Source organism: Embleya sp. NPDC059237, from assembly GCF_042754105.1.
Lineage (GTDB): Bacteria > Actinomycetota > Actinomycetes > Streptomycetales > Streptomycetaceae > Embleya.
In genome coordinates this window covers 17,863-35,175 of sequence record NZ_JBHZAE010000037.1, presented here as the reverse complement: position 1 = coordinate 35,175, position 17,313 = coordinate 17,863, and the positions used below count along the sequence as shown (strand labels likewise).

Here is a 17,313-nt window from a genome sequence, read left to right as displayed (position 1 = left end):
CACACGGCGCAGCACGGACGATCGCCGGAGCCGGGCCCGGCCGGGACGAGAACGAGGACGGCACAGCGGAACACGGCACAGCGAACGGCGACACGAGGGCCGGAGACGGCACCCTCGGCACCCTTGGCGTGGCGGCCGGCGAGGCGGCGGTGAGCGGCCCGGTCGGCGGGCCGTCCGGGACCGGCGCGGGCGGCACCGTGGACGAGGCCGCGGGTCGTGGGGCCGGGCACGGGAGCGGCGTCCCGGACGCGGCGGGCGGCGGCGGCGAAGGCGGTCCGGGCGGTGGGGTGGGCGTGGCCGTCGGTGGTGCCGAGACCGACGACGGCACGAACGGCCCCCGCGGCGCAGCGGGCGCCGGTGCTGTCGGGGTCGGCACGAGTGGGGTTGTGCGGGGGCCTGAAGGGGTCGTGGAGGGCGTAACAGGACCTGCGGGCACTGCTGGTCCGGAGGTGGAGACGCGGCCTCTCCTGCGGTTCTCCAGCCCGCGGGACCCGGTGGTGGTGGCGGACTTCGTGCGGTTGCGGGTGATCGACCCGGACGAACGCGACTGGGTCCGCGGGTATCTCGCCGCGCGGCGGTTCCTGCGTGCGCACGGGCACATGAGGATTCCGCTCGACGCGCGCGACGAACAGGATCATGACTATCCGGTCGGGCAGTGGGCCGCGGTGCAGCGCAGGGAGTACGCCGCCGGGCGGCTCGACGCCGGGCGGGTGCGGAAACTCGTGATGCTGGGGATGGTGTGGTCGCATCCCGACGCCGCGTTCGAGGACGGGCTCGCCGTCGCCAGGCGGTATGTCGAACGCGTCGGACATCTCGCCGCGCCACAGGGCGCCGTCCAGGACGGCGTGCGCATCGGGCAGTGGCTCGCCAACCAGCGGCGTGCCGGGGTTCTCGACGCGCACCCCGAACGCCGCCGGGCCCTGGAGGAGTTGGACCCGTGGTGGCGACCCGACGGATGGACCATCGCCTGGCAGAGAGCCGCCAACGAAGTACGACTGCACCTGCGGCGGGGCGGGTCTTCGGAGGAGCTGACGCCCGGATGGATCGCCGGCGGCCAGGACATCGGCGCCTGGGCGCAGCGGCAGACCAGGCCCGCCGTGTGGGCCAAGCTCAGGCCCGGACAACTCGAGCAACTCCACGCACTCGGCATCACACCCCTTCCCGAGCACGGCGCAGCGGCGGGCGAGGGTGGTGCGGCGGGCGGTGACGGCGTCGAAGACGGCGTGGCGGTGACTGCGGGTGTTGGTGGCGCGGGAGGTCGTGGCGGGAGGGCCGGCGGCGGGAGCGGCGCGCGGGAGGGCGGCGCGGGCGCGGCCGGCGGCGCCGTCGGGGCTCGGGCGCCGAGGCGCGGGCGGGGCGCGTGGGAGACCGCGTTTGCCGCGGCCGTCGCCTACCGCCAACGCGAGGGCGACTTGGACGTGCCCAGGGCGCACGTCGAAGCTGTGGCGTCGGTCGGGCCGGGCGCGGCGGGCGGCGGCGCGGCCGTCGAGGTGCGGTTGGGCAAGTGGGTCAACAACCAACGCACCCGGCGGAGTTCGTTGAGCGAGGAGCGGGTGCGGCTGCTCACCGAACTCGGCATGCGCTGGTGAGGTGGGGTGTCGGGCGGGGGTGTTCGTGTTCGGTGGGTGTGAGGTTCGCAGTGGGATCGAGGGGGGTGTCGGTGGAGGTGGCTGGGTCTAGGTGCCGGAGCCGAGACGGCTGAAGGCCCAGCGGAGTATTTCCTGGTCGACGTGGGTGCGGCCGGTGCGTTCGAGGGCGGTGTGGGTGTGGGCGGTCAGGCGGGCCCAGTTGCGGAAGTTGCCGTGCGCGGCGTGACTGTCGGCGAAGGCGATGTCGTGCGGGTCGGCGTCGGCCCAGACGGGGTGGTAGAGCGGGATGACGTCCAGGACCTCCTCGGGGGTGAGACGGGTGAAGCGCTGCCAGATGAAGATCCGGGAGGACAGCATCGGCTCCTTGCGCAGGGTCTGGTGGCAGCCTTCTCCTCCCACAAAAACGATCGCGACCTGGGTGTACGGGTCATCCCAGATGTAGCGGACGTATTCCAGTTGGTCGCTGGAGAGCCACTGTGCCTCGTCGAGGACGAGGGTGCGGGGGTGGGTGGCGAGTTCACTCTTGAGGAGGTGGTCGAACTCGCCGGCGTAGCGCGGGGGCCGGCCCGGCAGCCCGAGGCTGGTGAACAACTCGTGGCGCACCGCGCGGGTGGTGGGACGGGCGTGGAAGGTGATGCGGTGGATGTCCTCACCGGGTTCGAGTTCGCGCAGACAGCTGGTGACCGCCACCGTCTTGCCGAAGCCGGCACCGCCGTAGATACACGTCATCGCGCGGGCGGCGATCGTGTCGGCGAGGTTCTCCCGCACGGTGAGGAGCGCGCGCGTGGTCACCAGACGCGCGTCGGGCAGGCAGACGTACTGGTCGGTGGGCGCGGGCGGCAGGCGAGGGGTCATCGGGGGTCCTCTTGGGCGGGGGTGGGTGCCGGGTCGATGGGCCGGACGCGGGCTTTGAGCGTGTCGGGGGTGGCCCAGTCGGCCGGTGGCGGTGCGGGCGGGATCAGGTCGGGCAACGCCAGCGCGGTCAGGTCGCCTTCGTGGTGGCGGGCCAGTTCCCGGGCGGCCTCGGCCGCGGTCAGGGCGTCCAGGCGCTGTGCGTCGGCAGGGGTGGACGTGGCGGCGAAGCGGTCGTGGCGGAGCTGTTCGGCGGCTTTGGCCTCGGCCCGCAGGCGGCGGGCGCGGGCCGCCCGGGCGCGGCGCAGTGCGGCGCGTTGTTCGTCGGTGGCCTGGTCGGCGAGGTGCGCGGTGCCCAGGCGGCGGCCGTCGGGGGTGCAGACCTCGATCTCGTGGGTGTGGTGGGGCATGAACCGCACCCTGACCTCGCGGCCGGCCTGTCCGGTCATCCAGTCGGCGATGTAGTCGCGGTTGCGGAAGGCCACACCGTGGCTGGTGATCACACGGGGGCGGGCGTCGTCCTCGAGCGTGAAGGACCACACGTCCGCGGCCGGGACGTCGTTGAGCGGGGTCGGGTCAGCGCTCCAGGCTTGGAGCGGGGTACGGCCGTTCAGGGCGGCGGGGTGGTGCTCGGTGTTCCACCAGGTCACCCAGGCCAGCAGTTGCTCGGTGAAGTCGCGGAAGGACAGTGTCGGGCCGGCGGGGGTGCGGTCGGGTCGTCGGCGGGGTTGTTTGGGGGTGTGGCCGGGCAGGGCTGCGAACAGCATCCGCTCGACACAGTGGTTGAGGTTCTCGACGGTGCCCTTCAGGTGCGGGGTGTAGGGCGGGAGCACGGTGATGTCGGCGTCCAGGGCGGTGAGGGCGGTGGTCACGGTGCGGGAGAGGAAGTCCCTGCCCCGGTCGAAGCGCACGTGCTCGGGCAGGCCGCCGAACGGGCCGTAGGGGTCGGTGCGCACGATCGCGGAACGCAACGCGGCCAGGACCGAGGCCCGCGTGGGGTGGCCGGGGGTGACGGCGACGCCGGTGATCGCCTTGGTCGCGCAGTCGATGAACCACGTGATGTAGGGGTGGACGAGGTCGCCGTCGGCGGTCACCCGCAGGGAGGCTTGGACGTGGTCGGCCTCCCAGGTGTGGTTGCGCCAGGTCCGGGGGCGTTTGGCGAATACGTCCAGCGCGCGGGCGGCTTCCGGGCCCTTGCGGTGGCCGGCACGCTCCCCCGCGGTCAGGTCCCGGCGGAGCGCGCGCAGGAACGTCGACAACGACGGCATCGGATCCAGCAGCGGGACGACGGCCGGCGGCGCGCCACCCGGGAGCGACATGCCACCCGACGGGGGTGGTGGCGAGGCGGTCGAAGCAGGCAAGGCGGGGTCGCCGGCCGGCGTACCCGGACCGGCGGCCGCACGGGCGCGGACGACGAGCTCACGGTGGACCGCGGAGGCGTTGCCGCGCCAAAAGGCCAGCAACACCCGAATGCCCGGGGTGATCTCGAACCGGTCGCCGCGGCGGGCGCCCGGGGAGGCGGCGGTGTCGGGTGTGGCGGTGGCATCGGCCAGCCAGCGCCACACCGTGCGCTCCGACGCTCCCAGGCATTGCGCCGTGGTGTGGACGTGCACGCGGGTGAGGCGGGGCTGGGCTCCATACGGATCGGAAACGGGTGGCGGGATCCGCGTCGGGGGTGGGGGAAGTCGCGGAATCCGCTCTGTAGCGCGTCTATAGTGATGCTATGACATCAACGACGATCCAGGTGCCGAGAGAGACCCGCGACCATCTCGCCGAACTCGCCAGGGAACGCGGACTGAGCATCGGCCAACTGGTCGAGGCGTTGGCCGCCGAGCAGCCCACCGCCGCCCAGCGGGCCGAGCGCCTGGCCGCCGACCGGGAGACGGTGCGCTCGGTGATCGGCGTCCCGATCACCGACGAGGAATTCGACGGCGCGCCCGACATCCTCGCCAACATCCACCGCATCGCCGCCGACAAGGCCCGGAAGACCCACGCGTGATCATCCTGGACACCGGCGCCGTCAAGGCACTCGCCACCGGCCATAAGACCCTGGGCCTGCTCGCCGGCAACATGGCCCGCACCCCCGGCGACCACCTCGTCGTCCCCGCACTGTGCCTCGTGCAGGCCGAGGCCGACGCACAGGGTGTGGCCCATCGGGTCCTGGCACTGTCAAGTGTGAGTGTCGATCCCCTGGAGACGGTGGCGTCGGTGGCGGTGGGGACGATGATCCGCGACGGCCTCGGCGGACCGGACACCTGCCACGCGCTGTACTGCGCCCTGCCCCGGGCCGAGTTCACCGGCATGTCCATCCTCCTCACCACCCGCGAGGACGCCTACCCACCCGGCATCGTCACCGTCGACATCGACTCCCCCGGCATGCTCGGCTTCGGGTAACGACGACGATCCCCTCGGACCCGCCGGCCGCAGCCGAGGCCGCATCGGCGGGGAATCCGTCGGCACCCACGTCGAGCGCGCGCCGAGGCGCCGCGTGCGGCCGGGACAAGCAATCGAGGCGTGGCACGGCCGGCACGGCGAGCACGCGGAGAAACTCGCGGATTTATTCAGCGAGGACCTCGCGTGAGGCCCGCGCACGGCCAGGCCCGGAGGATCCCCCGCGCGCCTGCAGTCGGCGTGGAGCAGGTCCTCGTCGTTCGCGACGTCCCACCGGGAATGCAACAGCCTCGGCACGCACGCGACTTGGGACGTGTCCAGAGGCGGCACCTGCTGCCAGGTCAGGACGCGGGAGGCCAGGGCGGGGGCCCGGGCGAGGGTGCGTTCGGCGCCCGCTCCGCACAGCACCAGGCTGGTGTGGGTGGTGGGGGCGTCCGCCAACAGGCGCAGGTAGTCCGGTTCGGGGCCGGCGATGCGTTGGACGTCGTCGATCACGAGCACGCCCGGGGGGGTTCGAGGGCGTCGAGGAGTGCGTGGTCGGCCGCGTCGGTGCGGTTCGTCAGGGAGGTGGCTGGCAGGCCGAACGCGGTGAGCAGCGCGGCGCGCAGTTGGGGCAGGGCGGGTTTCACCGCGACCAGGGCGCGGTGTATCGGGACGCGGCGCGGGAGTAGGCGCAGGGCCTGGTGGAGTGCGATCGTCTTGCCGTGGCCGGGGTCGCCGTACATGCACAGGATCCCGTGGGCGGCGACGGTGTGGACGAGGGCTTCGGTGACCTTGCCGAGTTGGCGCGTCGACACCGGGTGCGCGCCGGGTGTGTACAGGCGGGCGCCGTGCGTTAACGGCGACGGCCGGGTCGCGGCGGGGCCGGCCTCGGTCACGGCCGGGGTGTGCTCGCCGGTGGACGACAGGGTCTCGCCGGTGGACGGCAGGGTGCTCCGGCCGGCTTCGTCGACCGTGCCCGGGAGGGCGAGTTCTGCAGTCCACGAACACGACCGGGTAGACGCGGTCGAGCGGCCGGTTCTGCCACTCGGCCATGCCGTCGAGGACCTTGTCGGTGATCGTGGAGATCGTCTGCCGCGACACGTCGGCCCCGTAGACCTCGGCCAGGTGGGCCCGGACCTCGCCGGTGGTCAGGCCCTTCGCGGACAGCGAGATCACCATCTCGTCCACCCCCGACAGACGCCGCTGCCGCTTGCGGACGATCCGCGGCTCGAACGACCCCTCGCGGTCCCTCGGCACCGATATCTCCACCGGGCCCACATCGGTCAGCACCGTTTTCGCGCGGGTGCCGTTGCGCGAGTTCCCGCTGTTGTCCCCGGCCGGATCGTGCTTCTCATACCCGAGGTGGTCCGTGATCTCACCCTCGAGGGCGGACTCGAGGATCCGCTTGGTCAGCTGCTGAAGCAGCCCACCCTCACCCACCAGATCCAGGCCCTGAGCACGGGCCCGACCCACCAGCTCGTCGATCAACCGGCCGTCCACAGCGTCATCGGCGACACTCTCAACCGGGCTGTCCTGCACAGGCTCTGACATCACGTCAGTCATCTCTCGGCGTCACTTTCATGATCAAGTTCCACCGTTAGTTTGGCCCTGTCTCACATTCGGTGGTGACGGAGTGTGTCGCTATCCGAGGAGGATGCGGTGGCGGAGGAGAGTGAAGCCTGCTCGTCCGTGCATCTGGCGCGCGATCCGCTTGGTTTTGGTGTTGACGCCCTCGGTGGGGCCGTTGCTGTACGGAAGTGTGAGCGCGGCGATCACGGCGTCGCGGTCTCGGTCCAGGCCCCGGGCGAAAGAGTGCAGATGGGGCAGATCGGTCGCGCGAGCCTGGACGATCCAGCGTGAGAGCCCGTCGGCGTTTCCTTCGTGAGGCGTCAGGAGTTGGGCGAAGTCCGTGATGTGAGCAGCCAGTTGGGTCATCTCGGGGCAGGCGGCGGTAAGCCGTGCCAGGAGGTCGTGATGTTCGGGCTTGAGGTTGTCGGGCCTGGTGAGGAGCATCCTGGCGAGCCGGCGTGGGGAGATGTGGCTGCGGTCGGCGTCCGCGCGGCCTTGGTTGATGTACTTGTGCAGGAGGTTGACGCAGCCTTCGTAGCCGAGGGCCTTGATCTCTTCGAAGAGGTGCCTCACGGGGACGGCGGGGTCCTCAACCCGGCGTTTGCGCAGGTGCTCGCGGTAGGGGTCGACGAGGCTGGCGCGGTATTTGGGGACGCGGAGCATCCGCTCGGGCCGGTCGGCTCGTGCGTAGCGTTTGACGGTGTTCAGGGCCAGTTGCAGACGGCGGGCGCATTCGAGCAGACCCACGCCCTGATTGAGCAGGTCATGGACTTGGTGCCAGCGTTCCAGGGTGGTTCGGGCGCGTGGCCCGTCGTAGATGGGTGCGTCCAGTACGGTGGCCCAGCAGGTGCTGTGTGCCTTCACCTCGCTGAGGGCGGCTTCGCACAGGTTGTGCCACAGATGCCACCTGTCCGCGACCTGGACCGCGTCGGGCAGGGCGCGGCGGATGGCCTCGGCGTAGGTGGCTGAGCCGTCGCGACACACGACCTCGACACCCGGATGCTCGCGCAGCCACGCTTCCAGCGTGTCGGCCGTGCGGTCAGGCAGCACGTCGATCCGCTCATGGGTCTCGGCGTCGATCACCACGGTGGCATAGCGGTGCCGCCGGCGAAGTGCGAAATCGTCGACGCCGATCACGCGGGGCACCCGCCCGGTCGGCAACGGGATGCGCAGCAGGGTGCGCAGGGCCGTGTGACGGGACAGGCCCACCGCGAGTATCGCCAGCAGACGTGATCCCGCCCGGCCCGCTAACTCTTTGACCACGGCCTTGACCTGCCTGCTCAGACGAGCGGTGCGTCGTTGGTAGCGATCCAGTACGCCGGGCACCTGTTCACGGAAGGTGTGGCGGCAGCCCCGCGTGGGGCACACCAGACGCCGCACCCGCACACGGACCACCACCCGTCGCACGTCGACCGGAATGTCGGCCACCGTCCGCCAGTGATAGCCGTGCACCCGTCCCGACGAGGCCCCGCATACCGGGCAGACCGCGGTGTCCAGCGGCGTCCGGGCCCGCACCACGATCCGCTCACCCTCGTCGGCCACATCCTCCACGACCAGCGGGGAAAGACCCGAAAACACCGTCTGCACAAGCTCGTTGACATCCATCACATGAAGGTCAACGACCCACACAACTCTCTGTCACCACCGAATGTGAGACAGGGCCGTTAGTTTTACAGTCCCGCGGTCGGGGAAGCACTTCGGAGCGCGTTTCGAGTGCTCGCCGGATTCTCCCGTCGTATCGGCTACCCATAGTGGGCATGCAAGGAGTCGATAACGCGGCGGTTGCTGAAGCGAATCCTTTTCGCACCGATAAGCCTTGGATCGGCGGGCCGACTGGTGGTGGAGATGATGAACTGACATCCCTGTTGGGTCAAGTGGCCCATCCTTTCATACAGTCCCTTCGCCCGCTCCCGCTTGGATTCCCGCGCCCAATACGTCATTGACGTTGGCTCGTCAAGAAGAAACAGGCGATACTGCAACGGCTTATCCAATACTTTATCCAGAATAGAACTTCCATGAGCAGGGTCGTCGGGTCCCAGGTAGAAACACTCCTCCGGCGCCAGGGTCTCATGCCAAAGCAGGTCGAGGCTTTTCGCAACATCCAAAGCCAGAGGTCGCCCGCCGCGCATCGTCCGACCTTCTCCTTTCGGAAGGCATCCTATCCGTCGAGCCAATGCCTCCAATAGAATTGTCTTACCCGTGGCATTGTCTCCCGATATAACGGTGATTCCAGATTCGAAACCAATCCCTCGGCGCAATGCAGAGACAGCCTGAAGGGGCCTTTCCGTTTTGAAATCACGGGGGATGCGGGCAGCGATCAGGAGGCTATCGCCGCGCAGGACAGCAGGCTGCTCGGGCTTGGATGTTTGGTGGCCAGAAAGTCCGGGGTCGCCATACCCTCCTTGAGGTCCGCGTCCCATGAATCCGGTTTGCGGATCTCCTTCGGGGTTTAATGCGAGACCCAAGCCTCGTTGGACGGCCCAACGGACCGTGGGCGCGGCGTCGTGCAGCGAGGCGTTAAGACCCCTCTGCACAATTGGATCACCAGGCCAATGAGCACCGAGGCCTTCCGCAGCGACTTCCCGCCTGGCAATCTCGTCCGAGCGAAGAAGCTCGAGAAGGGTGTCTCGGATCGCGGGGTCGCCCGGCCATCCTTCCGTGAGTACCTCGATGGCCGTCTCCCACACGCCTTGCACACTGTCGTGAGCGAGGCGCAACAGGGTGTTCCGAGCAGCCACGTCACCGCGCCACCCCTTGGCAAGCCCTTCGGCAGCAATCTCTCGAGCCGCTTCAGACCCGTCATCAGCAAGTGCGATCAGGGCGTCGCGAACGACAGTATCGCTCGACCACCCTTGGGTCAGCCCCCATACAGCGACCGCCCGAGCCTTTGGATCATGGTCACAGGTCACCGCGATGAGGGCTTCCCGTGCTGCGGCGTCACCGGGCCATGCCTGCGTCAGACCCTGGATCGCGCTGATCCTGATCTCCAGTTGCTCGTCGAGCGTCAGCCGCACGAGAGCATCCCGAGTCTCATGGCTCTGCGCCCATTGTCTGACGAGGGTCCGCAGAGCCATTCTCCGATTGTCGGCATCGGTCAACTGCGTGGCTGCAATCAAGACGGCGTGTTCATCCGTGGGCTGTAAATCAGTAACGGGAATGAAGTTCTGCTGCCATTCACGGATTTCGCTCTCTCCCGTTGCATTGATCTCTTGGGCCTTCCGAAGGGCCAGGGCGATATCCGCGAGCGCCGGTTGGGCCGATAGCGCAGCCGGGCGAAGCTCCGGCGGTGGTACAGGGGGACCTGCCGGAAGGCTCCCGAAATCCGCCACGCCGGGGTGCAGAGACAAGCGATTGATATCGTCGCGAGCCCGCTCCCATAGGGCATCCAGCAATACATGACGTTCGTTGACCCGTGCGAGTTGCGTTTCCGCTTCGGCTTTGTGCGTACGTGCTTCGAGCCGCTGTTTCGCGGTGGAGTCCGTTACGCCTGGGTCGGCACCCGTACCAAGCAGCCGAACATATTCGGTATCGAGGTCCGTGATGATATCCCGCAGCGCCCTGATGATGTGAAGCAGCGTGGACACCAGCAATTGGGCATCGCTCAACGCCCACCGAAGCCCGTCACTGGCGCGGTGAGCGCGTTCCAGTTCGAGCTGGGCCTGCAGAGTGGTCACAGCCACGCAGACAGGGGCCTCGGGTTTCGGCACCGCTTCCGTCGCGCGCCGACCTCGACGGTGTCGGAAAGCCGCACTCAGTAATTCGTCCGCAGCGCGACGCAACTCCGCGTGGCGATCGGGATGAACCCCGGCGGCGCTGCTGGTGATCTCCAGGAATACTCTGACGAACCGTTTCGAGGGTAGGGAGGCGCTTCCTTTGAAGAGCCGATCAAGGTGCGATTTGGAGAAGTTCATGCCGCTCACCGGATCGGCTGGTGAGCCCTCTCCGGCCTCTGCTCGGGCCCATTCCGCCTCAGCGCGGCGACGAAAACTCTGCTCGAGGTCTCGTGTACTCAGGCATGCCATCCGACTTTGGTTGTGAAGAAACCGCCCCAGCGCCACATACGGCTCCTCACTGCGACGCACCGACCCTGACATGTCCGTCCCCTGATTCTGCTTCGTGTCCCTCGTACGTCCCCGGGACGCCCCTGGGACAACGAGCATCGCCCCAGGTCCAACTCCCGAAGCACTCGTCGTGTCCCAAGCCGTCCCCCAGCGAGTTGGGGACGCCCCACTCCAGCACGATTCTCGCCTCAGCGGTCTCGGAAGTCCCGAGTTCCGCAGACGCACCGAGGATGAGCAATGAATACCCACGCCAACGCCGTCGCGCACTTGGACAGCGTCTTCCTAAGCGGCCAAGTCAACGACATCGAGCATCTGCTCCTGCCGGCTGTACCGGAGTTCATCGGTGCGCTCGCGGCTACCCTCGTGACCGCTGTCGCGACGCGCGCTCTTCGGAAATGGCGCCGCCGCGCCACATCCGAGACCGCTGACGACAACTCGCCTGGCTGAGCGAACTCAACGCGCCACTCTCCGAGCACCCGATCGTGGCCGGGAGCGGCGATACGGTTCCGATCGCGCAGTTGGGTTGCGGCACGGCCACCGCAAACCGCCTCCCGCGCCACAGGGGAAGCGAACGGGTCGTCTCGATCGAGATCGTTCCCGCAGCTTCGCGTACCCCCCGCAGTGGCGGGCCTGGCCGGTCCAGAAAACGGCGCGCCGACCGCCAGCGGGATCGTCGAGGTCCGGCTTGGCACGTGGATCAACAACCAAGGCGAGGTCCGCCAGGCTCCGCGCAAACACCAGCTGCGGACTCACCCGCCGTCGTATCCGTCCGGCCTGCACGGCAGTTCACGCACACGGCGGCTGGCATCCAGCCAAACAACAAAGCAACGTTGCATACGCCGGTGTCGGTCAGGTTCGGGGCAGGTCACACTCAGGACCGGAGTGACAATGCCGGAACAGCGAGGTGAGGACCCGACCAGGAACGTCCAAGCGAACGTGCGGGCACAACTCAACCCCGGACACGTGCGGCAGCTCGACAAACCCTGCATCCGGAAACGAGCCGCGGCGCAGCGACGGCAATCGGCACAGCAGCGGGCGAGAGCCTGGGACGCGAAATTCCCGAGGCGAAACCGAGCCGATGGGGGCACGTTCCCGGAGCGGGCGCGGGGCGGTCCCCGAATGAGTCTGGGGGTGTACGCCGGTGGCGGTCCCCGAGGATGCCGTGAGGTCGACCTCGGCGGGTCTGTCCGAGTCGGGTCATGGGCTGCGGTCGGATGGGGATGGCTGGTCGGCTGCGTCGTCGGATTCGCGTTCCGGCCCGGCCTTGCCGGGCCCGGTCGCGTTCGTCGGGGTCGTGGACGAGTGGCGTCGTCTACCGATCACGTGGGACGGGATGTCACTCTGGAGCGGTCGTGCGGTTGAGAGGGAGAGAGTCGTTCATGGCCGAGGGGTACACCACCGTCGTACGCGGCGAGCGCGTCGAGTTGCCGAACACCCTCGCCGGAATCCGGGCCGCGCTGCCCGAGGACCGGCGTGCCGCGTTCGACGCCGACATGTACGCGACTCCTTTGGACCAGATCAAACGACGTGCCCTTCTGGACTGGGCGTTGCCCGAGGAGGCGCACGTCGAGGACGACGAGGCCGCCGAACGGGCACGCGCGGGCGAGAGGTTCGGGTTCTTCGACCACGAGGGAAAACCACGCGAACTGGGGGACTGACAATGGCGTATCTCGTGCAGTACGCGGACCACGCCGAGGCGGAATTGTCCAAACTCTCCGTCGCGCGTCAACGCGAACTGCGATCGACCGTGGATGGCACCATCGGCCGCGACCCCTACGGACACGGCTCCTCGCCCGTGCGCGGGGAACGCGACCGCCGCGATGTCGACCTCGCCGGGGCCGTCCTGCGCTACGAAGTCAGCCGCGGCGTCCTGGTCGTCACCGTCCTGCGCCTGGTCGCACCCTTCGGCTGAACCCCGGCCCCACGTCAGGCGCCCTCGACGCCCGAGAGTTCGAGCGGGAGTGTTCGCGTCGTTCGGGTGAACCGTCCTCGCCGGGGCGTGAGTTGCCGGCAGGGCGGGCGGGTGCCCCTCGCAGGGTCCACACATTTGCAGGTCATCCGACCCTTCCACGAGGGGCAATCCCGACACCACACATAGAAGTCCCAGGTCACAAAGCACAGACCAACGTTCTCAACCGGTGCCGCTCCCACGTCGCGGCCCCGCACCCTCAACACGCCGCCGAGACGGCTGAACCAAGATGGCAAATCGCCCGCCGGGTGAGTCGACAGACGTCCATCCTGGGGGCATGACGCAGTCCGCCGCCTCCCGACGCCATGACCGTGCTTCTCCTACGGGCACAGCACGGCCGTTGTTCGATCTGCGGAGGGCTCCTACTGCACGCCGACCACCCGCCACAAAGCCCGGAAGAACGGGAAGCGTGGCGGATTGTCATCCGGAAGGCGATCTCCAAGCAATACATTTCCTTCCCGGACAGGAACACGCCGGACGGTCGACGACTCCGTCTCCTTCACACCCATTGTCAGCGGCGGAATGGAGCCGCCGCGACAACGAGTTCAGTACTTTTGCTTGCTGGCGAGCCTTTGGGGCTTGCTTGAGCCGTGTGCGGTAAAGGCTGCTTGCACGGTTCTGAGGGGGCGGGGATGCAGTAATGCGTCCCCGCTACCCGACTCCTCCTCGGACGCGGCCTGACACAGGTCGCCACCGTCGTCGAGCGCTCCACCCGCTTCACGGTCCTGGTCCGGCTCGACGGTCGGGACATGGCCACCGTCACGAAACGGCTCTCCGCCAAGATGCTCGAACTGCCCGCCGAACTCAGGAAGTCCCTCACCTGGGACCGCGGCATGGAACTGGCCGGGCACAAGGACGTCACCGTCGCGACCGGACTCAGCGTGTACTTCGCCGACCCGCAGAGCCCATGGCAGCGCGGCACCAACGAGAACACAAACCGCCTGCTGCGTCAGTACATGCCCAAGGGCACCGGCATGGGACACCTGACACAGGACGACCTCGACACGATCGCCGTGAAGCTCAACACCCGCCCCCGCAAGACTCTCAACTTCGACACACCCGCCGATAGGCTGGAAGCCCTGTTGCGCTGACGGGTTGAGTGCACCACGGCTTTTTTCAGGAACGAGTTTTCCATCTCCAGCTCGCGATTGCGGCGTTCGAGTTCCTTCAACCTGGCGCGCTCGTCAACGGAGGACGCCTCGTCGGCGCTCTCGTGCTTGCGTTTGTACTCCCGGACCCAGTTGCGGAGCGGTCTCCGGGTGCACATCGAGTTCTCGCGCGGTCTGCGCGATCGGCCGAGGAGCGGACTTCAGCGCCAGTTGAACCGCTTCCTCGCGGAACTCCGGCGTGTACGAACTGGGACGTGCCATGTGCTGCTTTCCTCGGTTCCTTACAGGTCAACCTTATTGGATCTCTGTCCGAAACCTTCGAGGCACCCCACTCTCCCCTGCCCGAAACCGCCTGGACCGGCCGCCTCCCACTCCTGTGCGCACACCACCCCGTCTGGGCCTTCGCCCCACAACCCCCCGCACGAAACCGGAACACGTAGCGTTTCACGGTCCGAAAGTTCCTCGACCGGCTCCACGACACCCGCGCCGCAGTCCGCGCGGCCTGGTCGCGTAGGGCCCGAGTCTGCGCAAGGACGGCCGGCAACGAACGCGCCCTTCTGCCTTGCCCGAGTTCCATGGGCGCATCGCGTTTGCCGTCGCGCCACTCGGGTGTCAGTCCTTGGGAATGTACGTGAGGCAGGTCGAGAACGGCTGGTCGCGGACACACGTGAACAGCACCTTCCACGTGCCGGTGTTTTCGCGGCCTGCTTTGAGCAGCGTGGCCGCGCACGCGTCGTCGGAGAGGCCCCACAGGGATCCGTCCGGCCAACCGACCTGGGCGGTACGGCGGTCGATCACGTCGAGGCAGGCCGCGGGCGGGTTGTACTTCTTGACCTCGGTGAGGAACTCCGGGTACTTGGAGTTCTGTGGCGCGCCGGGCGGCGCAACGGGCGGCGCGTTGGGCGGCGCGTTGGGCGGAGTGCCGCTTTGCGCGGCGGCCGGCGCACTGGTCAGTGAGACCAGCTTCTGTTGCGCCGCGGTCCGCTCTTCCGGGGAGGCCTGCGGGTCCTGGAGGGTTGCCGACGCCTGTCCGGCCTCCCCTGCGATCTTTTCCAAAGCCTTCGTGATCGCTTCCCTGTCCTGCGCGTTCTTCGGTGCCGTCTGCGGGTTCAGGCCGGCCAGGAATCCGGCGGCCAGGGATTCGGCGAATTTGATGAGGATCGCCCGGTCCACCGTGTCGGTCCTCGGCTCCTGAAGGGCCGACAGGTTCGTGGCCAGACTGATCATCAGGAACCTGTGCACACTCTTGTTCTGGGACGTCGTGCCGGGATCGAGGGATATGGCCATTGCTTCGCTGATCGCGTGCACGATCGTCGAGTATGTGGCCCGGTCTTGTGGCGGCGTGACCCGATCCGCGATCACTTTGAGCGTGTCGCCGACAATGCTCACGACCCGCAGTTGCTCATCCCGGTCCGAGGGCGTCGTCTTCGAGTCCTGGGCATCCTGCACGGCACTGGCGAGAGTCGACGCGACCTTCTCGTACATGGCCTTTTCCGCCGGCGTCGCGCCCTGGGCCTGGCTCAGTTTCAACGCCACGTTGATCCCGTCCACGGCCTTTTCGAACGCGGCCTTGTCGGCCGGTTTGGTCGCCGAGTCGTTGATTGCGGCGATCGCCTTGGCCAGCCCGTCCCTGAGCTTTTGTTTCTCCGCTTCCGGCACGCCGAGGGCCGCTATCCGGTCCTCCGTCTCCCTCTGTGTGTTCGGCCCGAACTGCTGCGGGCCCGGGGACTTCGCCGCGTCCGACGACGCGGGCGCGCCCGGCTGTTCGGGCGTACCGGCGCCGGGCTTCGACTCGGGGAGCTGTGGCTGCTTGTACGTGGGCGCGCCCGGCTGTTCGGGCGTGGAGGTGGCCGGTGGTGCCGAGTTCGGCGGTGGCCCGGACGTGGCCGGCGGTGCGGACGTGCCCGGCCCCGGTCCGGGCGTGCCCGGGGACTGGGGCGCGGGGGGACTGCTTGCGGCAGGCACGGTATTCGGGCCTTGGGCAACGGCGGCGGGTGCGGCCGGGGAAATGGCGGGCAGTGCGATCGCGGTCACCAGGCAGGGCGTGCCGACGATGCGGAAGACGAGTCGCCGTGCGGGCTTGGGCATGGTGAAATCCCGGTGCTTATCGTGGAGTTGCCGTGTGCCGGCCGCGCGGACGTGCCCGCTGCGCGGCCTGGAGTCACCGGAGATCGCGAGTTCGACGGTGCGAACGAATGACAAGATCCACTTTTCTCCTATCGTCGACCCGCTGCAACCCGAGCCCCCGGGGCCGCCGCAGCCTTCGGCGGCGAGGTGGAGCGTGTTCGTGGCGTACCCGGGTGCGGGAGGCGCTGGAGTGTGCCGATCGACACTGGCGGGTGGCGTTCGAGAGCGACATTCCGGCCGGTGTGCTCGCTGCGGTGCGGGCCGGACGCGGCGTCGCGGCGCTGATGCCGGCGATCGCGCTGCGGCGCACGGTCCGGGTCGCGTGGCGGGCGGGTGACGCGCGTGGGGTCGAGCGGGGCGAATCGGGAAACCGTCGTGGGGTGATCTCGGTCGGGCGCGCGGGCTTTCGTTCCCAGGCGGCTCGGACGAGATGCTGCGCGCGGCCCGGGACCACCACCCGGCCAAAGCTCCGGCCGACGCCGACCACCTTTGCGAAATCACACCTGTGGTCGATCAGTCGCTTTCGACTTCGAAGGTCGGGAAGAGGTACACCGCGGGAATGGATCCGTCGGGTTGCCGGGCCGCTTCCGGGAAATCGCTCGGGTCCCCGATGAATATGCGGCCGGCGATCGAGTCGAGCGGGCTGTAGGTGTTGCCCATGGGGTCGAAGGCCAGGATGACCGGCGTCTCGTCCGGGAGTTCCTCCATGTCGGCAATGGCCTGGCGGAGAGCCTTGAGCGTGTGCCTGTCCTTGTCGTCCATGGTCGGCCCTTCTGGAGGTCGGGATCGGGACGGGACGGGTGTCGATCGTGGAGATTATCCAAGCACTTGGCGATGTCACAAGTCGAGGGACACGGGGCGGCGGGGTCCCGACGGCCGCGCCCCGATTTCGCATCCTGCCCTCCACACCCGGGGCGACGGGCAGCGGGAAGGCGTGGTTGCCGAATTCTGCGTGCCGGAGAATGTCGACGCGTTTTCTGCGGTCTCCCGAGCGATCGCACGTCGGGCGCGACGGTCCCACGCCGTCGCTCCGGGCGTGGCCGATCACGATTCCCGTGCTGCGCGAAGGCGCCCGGTGGCGGGGACGCCGGGCCGCTATCGGCCGAGTCGTCCCGCGCCACCGGGCGAATGGAGCGGCACCGTCTCGAAGCGTCGACACCCGCACGTCCCGACGCGTCGACTCCGTGTCGACCGTCCCAAGCCCGCTCGGCCAACTCAGGCTCAGCGTGAGCGACCCCGAGTAGGTACCCGGGCGGACGAACGCCGGGGTCGTCAACGTCAGGGCGGCGTCCGCCGAAACGCTGCCGCCCGTGGCTCGACCCTCGATCGGCGTCCGCGTGCGCAACTGGGCCCGGGTCGCCCCGAGCGGCCCCGGTGTGCCGGGGGTGACCGTTCCGGGCGCGCCATCGGCCGCCTCGCAGCTCCGTCACCCCGTGTACCGATCCCCGCGAACACATCGCCCGACGCGTGCAACCGGCTACCCGCCCGGTTCCTCGCCCGCCTCCACGTACATCTCAGGGTGGCGTATCCGCGACGACGCGATCGGGCGATTCCGCAGCGGCGAGGACCGGGACCACCTCGTTTCCCGCCGACACCCCCGTCTGCGCGCACCGTCACCGCGTCGCCCGGCGACCCGGCGGGGTCGCGCAGCGCCTCACCCTGGG

Annotated in this window: 15 protein-coding genes and 1 pseudogene; 7 read left to right on the top strand and 9 right to left on the bottom strand. The window is 68.7% G+C overall.

Annotated elements, in window-relative coordinates; all coding sequences use genetic code 11:
* A partial coding sequence (locus tag ACFXKZ_RS51020; RefSeq protein ID WP_380014951.1) for a helicase associated domain-containing protein occupies positions 1 to 1,589 on the top strand: 1,589 nt, incomplete at its 5' end.
* An 87-nt stretch (positions 1,590 to 1,676) separates the two neighbouring features.
* Here the strand turns inward: ACFXKZ_RS51020 and ACFXKZ_RS51015 are convergent.
* Together ACFXKZ_RS51015 and ACFXKZ_RS51010 are read right to left on the bottom strand one after the other, a co-directional pair.
* A complete protein-coding gene (locus tag ACFXKZ_RS51015) occupies positions 1,677 to 2,444 on the bottom strand; it encodes an AAA family ATPase (protein ID WP_380014948.1) in 768 nt (255 codons plus the stop codon).
* Positions 2,441 to 4,105 (bottom strand): Mu transposase C-terminal domain-containing protein, encoded by a 1,665-nt coding sequence (locus ACFXKZ_RS51010; protein WP_380014957.1) that lies wholly within the window; start codon positions 4,103 to 4,105, stop codon positions 2,441 to 2,443. The genes ACFXKZ_RS51015 and ACFXKZ_RS51010 overlap by 4 nt, the downstream gene beginning before the upstream one ends.
* A 59-nt stretch (positions 4,106 to 4,164) precedes the next feature.
* Between ACFXKZ_RS51010 and ACFXKZ_RS51005 the strand changes: the two genes are divergently transcribed.
* Together ACFXKZ_RS51005 and ACFXKZ_RS51000 are read left to right on the top strand one after the other, a co-directional pair.
* Positions 4,165 to 4,440, top strand: a complete 276-nt coding sequence (locus tag ACFXKZ_RS51005) for a hypothetical protein (RefSeq protein WP_380014945.1) — start codon at positions 4,165 to 4,167, stop codon at positions 4,438 to 4,440.
* Positions 4,437 to 4,835, top strand: a complete 399-nt coding sequence (locus ACFXKZ_RS51000) for a hypothetical protein (RefSeq protein ID WP_380014942.1) — start codon at positions 4,437 to 4,439, stop codon at positions 4,833 to 4,835. Before ACFXKZ_RS51005 ends, ACFXKZ_RS51000 begins: the two co-directional genes overlap by 4 nt.
* 488 nt (positions 4,836 to 5,323) lie before the next feature.
* Here the strand turns inward: ACFXKZ_RS51000 and ACFXKZ_RS50995 are convergent, their stop codons facing one another.
* The 4 genes and pseudogenes from ACFXKZ_RS50995 to ACFXKZ_RS50980 all read right to left on the bottom strand — a co-directional run bounded on the left by ACFXKZ_RS50995 (position 5,324) and on the right by ACFXKZ_RS50980 (position 10,294).
* Positions 5,324 to 5,710, bottom strand: coding sequence for a hypothetical protein (locus ACFXKZ_RS50995; protein ID WP_380014939.1), 387 nt, complete (start codon positions 5,708 to 5,710; stop codon positions 5,324 to 5,326).
* Between the two features lie 100 nt (positions 5,711 to 5,810).
* Positions 5,811 to 6,365 (bottom strand): annotated as a pseudogene (locus ACFXKZ_RS50990) (transposase); the annotation flags it as partial.
* Positions 6,366 to 6,455: 90 nt separating this feature from the next.
* Positions 6,456 to 7,988 carry an ISL3 family transposase gene (locus ACFXKZ_RS50985; protein WP_380014936.1) on the bottom strand — a complete coding sequence of 511 codons (1,533 nt, stop codon included), beginning with the start codon at positions 7,986 to 7,988 and terminating at the stop codon, positions 6,456 to 6,458.
* Between the two features lie 137 nt (positions 7,989 to 8,125).
* Entirely contained in the window at positions 8,126 to 10,294 is a 2,169-nt protein-coding gene (locus ACFXKZ_RS50980) for a HEAT repeat domain-containing protein (RefSeq protein ID WP_380014933.1), read from the bottom strand.
* A 387-nt stretch (positions 10,295 to 10,681) separates the two neighbouring features.
* Between ACFXKZ_RS50980 and ACFXKZ_RS50975 the strand changes: the two genes are divergently transcribed.
* The 4 genes from ACFXKZ_RS50975 to ACFXKZ_RS50960 all read left to right on the top strand — a co-directional run bounded on the left by ACFXKZ_RS50975 (position 10,682) and on the right by ACFXKZ_RS50960 (position 13,504).
* Positions 10,682 to 10,891, top strand: a complete 210-nt coding sequence (locus ACFXKZ_RS50975; RefSeq protein ID WP_380014930.1) for a hypothetical protein — start codon at positions 10,682 to 10,684, stop codon at positions 10,889 to 10,891.
* A 932-nt stretch (positions 10,892 to 11,823) separates the two neighbouring features.
* Positions 11,824 to 12,102, top strand: coding sequence for a hypothetical protein (locus ACFXKZ_RS50970; RefSeq protein WP_380014927.1), 279 nt, complete (start codon positions 11,824 to 11,826; stop codon positions 12,100 to 12,102).
* Positions 12,103 to 12,104: 2 nt separating this feature from the next.
* Positions 12,105 to 12,356 (top strand): hypothetical protein, encoded by a 252-nt coding sequence (locus tag ACFXKZ_RS50965; RefSeq protein WP_380014924.1) that lies wholly within the window; start codon positions 12,105 to 12,107, stop codon positions 12,354 to 12,356.
* Between the two features lie 734 nt (positions 12,357 to 13,090).
* On the top strand, positions 13,091 to 13,504 hold the full coding sequence (locus tag ACFXKZ_RS50960; RefSeq protein ID WP_380014954.1) for an IS30 family transposase: 414 nt from the start codon (positions 13,091 to 13,093) through the stop codon (positions 13,502 to 13,504).
* A 93-nt stretch (positions 13,505 to 13,597) separates the two neighbouring features.
* Here the strand turns inward: ACFXKZ_RS50960 and ACFXKZ_RS50955 are convergent, their stop codons facing one another.
* The 3 genes from ACFXKZ_RS50955 to ACFXKZ_RS50945 form a co-directional block, all read right to left on the bottom strand.
* Entirely contained in the window at positions 13,598 to 13,783 is a 186-nt protein-coding gene (locus ACFXKZ_RS50955) for a transposase (protein ID WP_380014921.1), read from the bottom strand.
* A 351-nt stretch (positions 13,784 to 14,134) separates the two neighbouring features.
* The gene (locus tag ACFXKZ_RS50950; RefSeq protein ID WP_380014918.1) at positions 14,135 to 15,556 is read right to left on the bottom strand and encodes a hypothetical protein; all 1,422 of its coding nucleotides are present in this window, start codon (positions 15,554 to 15,556) and stop codon (positions 14,135 to 14,137) included.
* Positions 15,557 to 16,162: 606 nt separating this feature from the next.
* The gene (locus ACFXKZ_RS50945) at positions 16,163 to 16,411 is read right to left on the bottom strand and encodes a hypothetical protein (RefSeq protein WP_380014915.1); all 249 of its coding nucleotides are present in this window, start codon (positions 16,409 to 16,411) and stop codon (positions 16,163 to 16,165) included.
* Between the last annotated feature and the right edge of the window lie 902 nt (positions 16,412 to 17,313).